Raw genomic sequence first — 5,829 nt, 5'->3', positions numbered from 1 at the left:
AAGGGAGGCCCCTCACCGTGGTGTGGGGCCTCTACCTTTTTTACGTGTTGTCCGGCGGTGTCCTACTCTCCCACATCCTCACGAATGCAGTACCATCGGCGCTGTGGGTCTTAGCTTCCGGGTTCGGAATGGGACCGGGCGTTTCCCCCACGCTATGACCACCGTAACTCGTTCCCCAAACCGTTCAGCGGGTGCTGGTGGTTGGGTGGCTTGTTGGGTGTTCTGTGATGAACAACAGTATTCTATTATACAGGTTCCTTGTGACCGTTTCGCACCTTTTGGGGTGGGGGTGGTCACAGGGGTTACCTGTCATTTTTTTGGTTTCCGTGTCAACTAACAAACTCTGGGTTTGTTGGTTGGGAACCACATAGTGAACGCGAGCAATTTATGCTTTATAAGGTGTGTGTAGTGTAAGTTATCGGCTTATTAGTACCGGTCAGCTTCACGAGTCTTTAGTCCTCGCTTCCACGTCCGGCCTATCAACCCAGTGGTCTAGCTGGGGGCCTCTCACACTTACGTGTATGGAAATCTCATCTCGAAGCGGGCTTCCCGCTTAGATGCTTTCAGCGGTTATCCCATCCGAACGTAGCTAATCAGCGATGCACTTGGCAGTACAACTGACACACCAGAGGTTCGTCCGTCCCGGTCCTCTCGTACTAAGGACAGCCCTTCTCAAATTTCCTGCGCGCGCAGCGGATAGGGACCGAACTGTCTCACGACGTTCTAAACCCAGCTCGCGTACCGCTTTAATGGGCGAACAGCCCAACCCTTGGGACCTACTCCAGCCCCAGGATGCGACGAGCCGACATCGAGGTGCCAAACCATGCCGTCGATATGGACTCTTGGGCAAGATCAGCCTGTTATCCCCGAGGTACCTTTTATCCGTTGAGCGACGGCCATTCCACAATGTGCCGCCGGATCACTAGTCCCGACTTTCGTCCCTGCTCGAGGTGTCCCTCTCACAGTCAAGCTCCCTTGTGCACTTACACTCGATACCTGATTGCCAACCAGGCTGAGGGAACCTTTGGGCGCCTCCGTTACTTTTTAGGAGGCAACCGCCCCAGTTAAACTACCCATCAGGCACTGTCCCTGACCCGGATTACGGGCCGAAGTTAGATGTCCAAAGTGACCAGAGTGGTATTTCAACGATGACTCCATCACAACTAGCGTCGTGACTTCACAGTCTCCCACCTATCCTACACAAGCCACTCCGAACACCAATACCAAACTATAGTAAAGGTCTCGGGGTCTTTCCGTCCTGCTGCGCGTAACGAGCATCTTTACTCGTACTGCAATTTCGCCGAGTTTATGGTTGAGACAGCGGGGAAGTCGTTACTCCATTCGTGCAGGTCGGAACTTACCCGACAAGGAATTTCGCTACCTTAGGATGGTTATAGTTACCACCGCCGTTTACTGGGGCTTAAATTCTCAGCTTCGCTACCGAAGTAGCTAACCGGTCCTCTTAACCTTCCAGCACCGGGCAGGAGTCAGTCCGTATACATCGTCTTGCGACTTCGCACGGACCTGTGTTTTTAGTAAACAGTCGCTTCCCCCTGGTCTCTGCGGCCCACACCCGCTCATGAAGAGTAAATCTTCTTCACGGGGCAGGCCCCCCTTCTCCCGAAGTTACGGGGGCATTTTGCCGAGTTCCTTAACCATAATTCTCTCGATCGCCTTAGTATTCTCTACCTGATCACCTGTGTCGGTTTGGGGTACGGGCAGTTAGAACCTCACGTCGATGCTTTTCTAGGCAGCATAGGATCACCGAATTCCCCCATACGGGGGTCCCATCAGATCTCAGAATCGTCATTGAAGACAACACAACGGATTTGCCTATCGTGTTTCCTACGTCCTTAGACCGGGTCTACCATCGCCCGGCTCGGCTACCTTCCTGCGTCACACCTGTTAATACGTTTACCTCCCTGACTCAGGTCCCACGCTCCCTGTATACCCTGGCCCCGAAGGACACTCAGTAACAGTTTGGGTGGTTAGTATTATCAGTTCAATATGGGCGGTTCTTCACCGGTACGGGAATATCAACCCGTTGTCCATCGACTACGCCTGTCGGCCTCGCCTTAGGTCCCGACTTACCCAGGGCAGATTAGCTTGACCCTGGAACCCTTGATCATTCGGCGGACGGGTTTCTCACCCGTCTTTCGCTACTCATGCCTGCATTCTCACTCGTGTAGGCTCCACCGCTAGTTCACACTGCGGCTTCAATGCCTACACGACGCTCCCCTACCACTCCAAACCCCTGAACCAAAGGACGAACCTACTGGCTTGGGTAATGTTTGAAATCCACAACTTCGGCGGTGTACTTGAGCCCCGCTACATTGTCGGCGCGGAATCACTTGACCAGTGAGCTATTACGCACTCTTTTAAGGATGGCTGCTTCTAAGCCAACCTCCTGGTTGTCTAAGCAATCCCACATCCTTTCCCACTTAGCACACGCTTAGGGGCCTTAGTTGGTGGTCTGGGCTGTTTCCCTCTCGACTATGAAGCTTATCCCCCACAGTCTCACTGCTACGCTCTGACTTACCGGCATTCGGAGTTTGGCTGACGTCAGTAACCTTGTAGGGCCCATTAGCCATCCAGTAGCTCTACCTCCGGTAAGAAACACGCAACGCTGCACCTAAATGCATTTCGGGGAGAACCAGCTATCACGAAGTTTGATTGGCCTTTCACCCCTACCCACAGCTCATCCCCTCCATTTTCAACTGAAGTGGGTTCGGTCCTCCACGCGCTCTTACACGCGCTTCAACCTGGCCATGGGTAGATCACTTCGCTTCGGGTCTAGATCACGCCACTACGATCGCCCTATTCAGACTCGCTTTCGCTACGGCTTCCCCACACGGGTTAACCTCGCGACGTAACACTAACTCGCAGGCTCATTCTTCAAAAGGCACGCCATCACAAGAACAACTACACCAAAGTGCACGCTTGCTCTGACGGATTGTAAGCACACGGTTTCAGGTACTATTTCACTCCCCTCCCGGGGTACTTTTCACCTTTCCCTCACGGTACTTGTCCGCTATCGGTCATTAGGTAGTATTTAGGCTTATCAGGTGGTCCTGACAGATTCACACGGGATTTCTCGGGCCCCGTGCTACTTGGGATACTCACCTAAGGGAGTGCACTGCATTTCAGTTACGGGACTCTCACCCTCTACGGTCGGCCATTCAAAACCGTTCACCTATACATGCACCATTCCCCTCAACGAACCGGCAGATCCGTCACGGTAAATCCCACAACCCCGCACCATGCAACGCCCGCCGGCTATCACACATGACACGGTTTAGCCTGTTCCGCGTTCGCTCGCCACTACTAACGGAATCACTTTTGTTTTCTCTTCCTGTGGGTACTGAGATGTTTCACTTCCCCACGTTCCCTCCACACATCCTATATATTCAGATGCAGGTCACCACCTCGTCTTGCAACGGGTAGCGGGGTTCCCCCATTCGGACACCCTCGGATCAAAGTTTGGTTATCAACTCCCCGAGGCTTATCGCAGATTCCTACGTCCTTCTTCGGCTCCTAATGCCAAGGCATCCACCGTGTGCCCTTAAAAACTTGACTACACACATGTAATCAACACTTACTTATCGAGAGAACCATGAAAACCAACACCACCACACCTCGAAAGGCGCAACAGCATCAGATCCAGGTTCAAATTATCTCAAAGAAATTGCTTCTTTATAAAGATGCTCGCGTTCACTATGTAGTTCTCAAACAACAACCCCACCACACACCTACACCCACCACGTCCAACACACAAAAATGTGTGTCACACCGTGACCGGTTCGGTCATGTGCAGGAAACCAGGCACAACACAACCACCATTTACATGGTGGTCGTTGTTGTTCCAGGACCCAACAGTGTGCCAAACACTACCCACCAGAACACAACAATCCTTGATGAACTTTTCCTCCCAACCCGTAAGGGTTGGTGTACTCGGTTCAGATCGCCATGTGCCAGCAGGCACCTATTTTATTGATATTCCACCCTTGAGCAACTCACCCAGGAACGAATGTCCTGGCAATGAGTCTTTACTCCTCACACCCACAACAACCATCCATGCGGATGATGTTCAGGTGTTTGGTGCTCCTTAGAAAGGAGGTGATCCAGCCGCACCTTCCGGTACGGCTACCTTGTTACGACTTAGTCCCAATCGCCAGTCCCACCTTCGACAGCTCCCTCCCCACAAGGGGGTTAGGCCACCGGCTTCGGGTGTTACCAACTTTCGTGACTTGACGGGCGGTGTGTACAAGGCCCGGGAACGTATTCACCGCAGCGTTGCTGATCTGCGATTACTAGCGACTCCGACTTCATGGGGTCGAGTTGCAGACCCCAATCCGAACTGAGACCGGCTTTTTGGGATTAGCTCCACCTCACAGTATCGCAACCCATTGTACCGGCCATTGTAGCATGCGTGAAGCCCAAGACATAAGGGGCATGATGATTTGACGTCGTCCTCACCTTCCTCCGAGTTGACCCCGGCAGTCTCCTATGAGTCCCCACCATTACGTGCTGGCAACATAGAACGAGGGTTGCGCTCGTTGCGGGACTTAACCCAACATCTCACGACACGAGCTGACGACAACCATGCACCACCTGTAAACCGACCGCAAGCGGGGCACCTGTTTCCAGGTATTTCCAGTTCATGTCAAGCCTTGGTAAGGTTCTTCGCGTTGCATCGAATTAATCCGCATGCTCCGCCGCTTGTGCGGGCCCCCGTCAATTCCTTTGAGTTTTAGCCTTGCGGCCGTACTCCCCAGGCGGGGCACTTAATGCGTTAGCTACGGCGCGGAAAACGTGGAATGTCCCCCACACCTAGTGCCCAACGTTTACGGCATGGACTACCAGGGTATCTAATCCTGTTCGCTCCCCATGCTTTCGCTCCTCAGCGTCAGTTAATGCCCAGAGACCTGCCTTCGCCATCGGTGTTCCTCCTGATATCTGCGCATTTCACCGCTACACCAGGAATTCCAGTCTCCCCTACATCACTCTAGTCTGCCCGTACCCACCGCAGATCCGGGGTTGAGCCCCGGACTTTCACGGCAGACGCGACAAACCGCCTACGAGCTCTTTACGCCCAATAATTCCGGATAACGCTTGCGCCCTACGTATTACCGCGGCTGCTGGCACGTAGTTAGCCGGCGCTTCTTCTGCAAGTACCCTCAACCAACAAAAATGCTGGCCTTGTTCCCTACTGAAAGAGGTTTACAACCCGAAGGCCGTCATCCCTCACGCGGCGTCGCTGCATCAGGCTTTCGCCCATTGTGCAATATTCCCCACTGCTGCCTCCCGTAGGAGTCTGGGCCGTGTCTCAGTCCCAGTGTGGCCGGTCACCCTCTCAGGCCGGCTACCCGTCGTCGCCTTGGTGAGCCATTACCTCACCAACAAGCTGATAGGCCGCGAGTCCATCCAAAACCAATAAATCTTTCAACAAACCACCATGCGGTGAAATGTCAATATCCAGTATTAGACCTCGTTTCCAAGGCTTATCCCAGAGTTAAGGGCAGGTTACTCACGTGTTACTCACCCGTTCGCCACTAATCCCCCCGCAAGCGGGGTTCATCGTTCGACTTGCATGTGTTAAGCACGCCGCCAGCGTTCATCCTGAGCCAGGATCAAACTCTCCGTTAATAACTAAACAGACACACACAAACCCACCGGAAAAAGGTGAAGAAAGTGTGCACTAAATTCGAAACCAGCTAAACGGTTCCGTCATCACCACAGGGGCGGCAACAACAAAACCAAATAACCAATTCAATATAAATAAATTGGTATCAATAAAACTTGGCACACTATTGAGTTCTCAAACAACAA

General features: G+C 52.9%; 3 rRNA genes. All 3 read right to left on the bottom strand.

Annotation, left to right across the window (positions count from 1 at the left end):
* Positions 1-49: 49 nt before the first annotated feature.
* A 5S ribosomal RNA gene (rrf, locus tag CVS27_RS20155) occupies positions 50-166 on the bottom strand.
* A gap of 239 nt (positions 167-405) precedes the next feature.
* Positions 406-3,576: ribosomal RNA gene (locus tag CVS27_RS20150) — 23S ribosomal RNA — on the bottom strand.
* A gap of 533 nt (positions 3,577-4,109) precedes the next feature.
* Positions 4,110-5,646: ribosomal RNA gene (locus CVS27_RS20145) — 16S ribosomal RNA — on the bottom strand.
* The 16S, 23S and 5S rRNA genes sit together here, the layout of an rRNA operon.
* Positions 5,647-5,829: the final 183 nt, after the last annotated feature.

This window comes from Arthrobacter glacialis (assembly GCF_002909445.1).
GTDB lineage: Bacteria > Actinomycetota > Actinomycetes > Actinomycetales > Micrococcaceae > Specibacter > Specibacter glacialis.
Note: the sequence above shows the minus strand (reverse complement) of the source record. Positions and strands in the feature narration are given on the sequence as shown.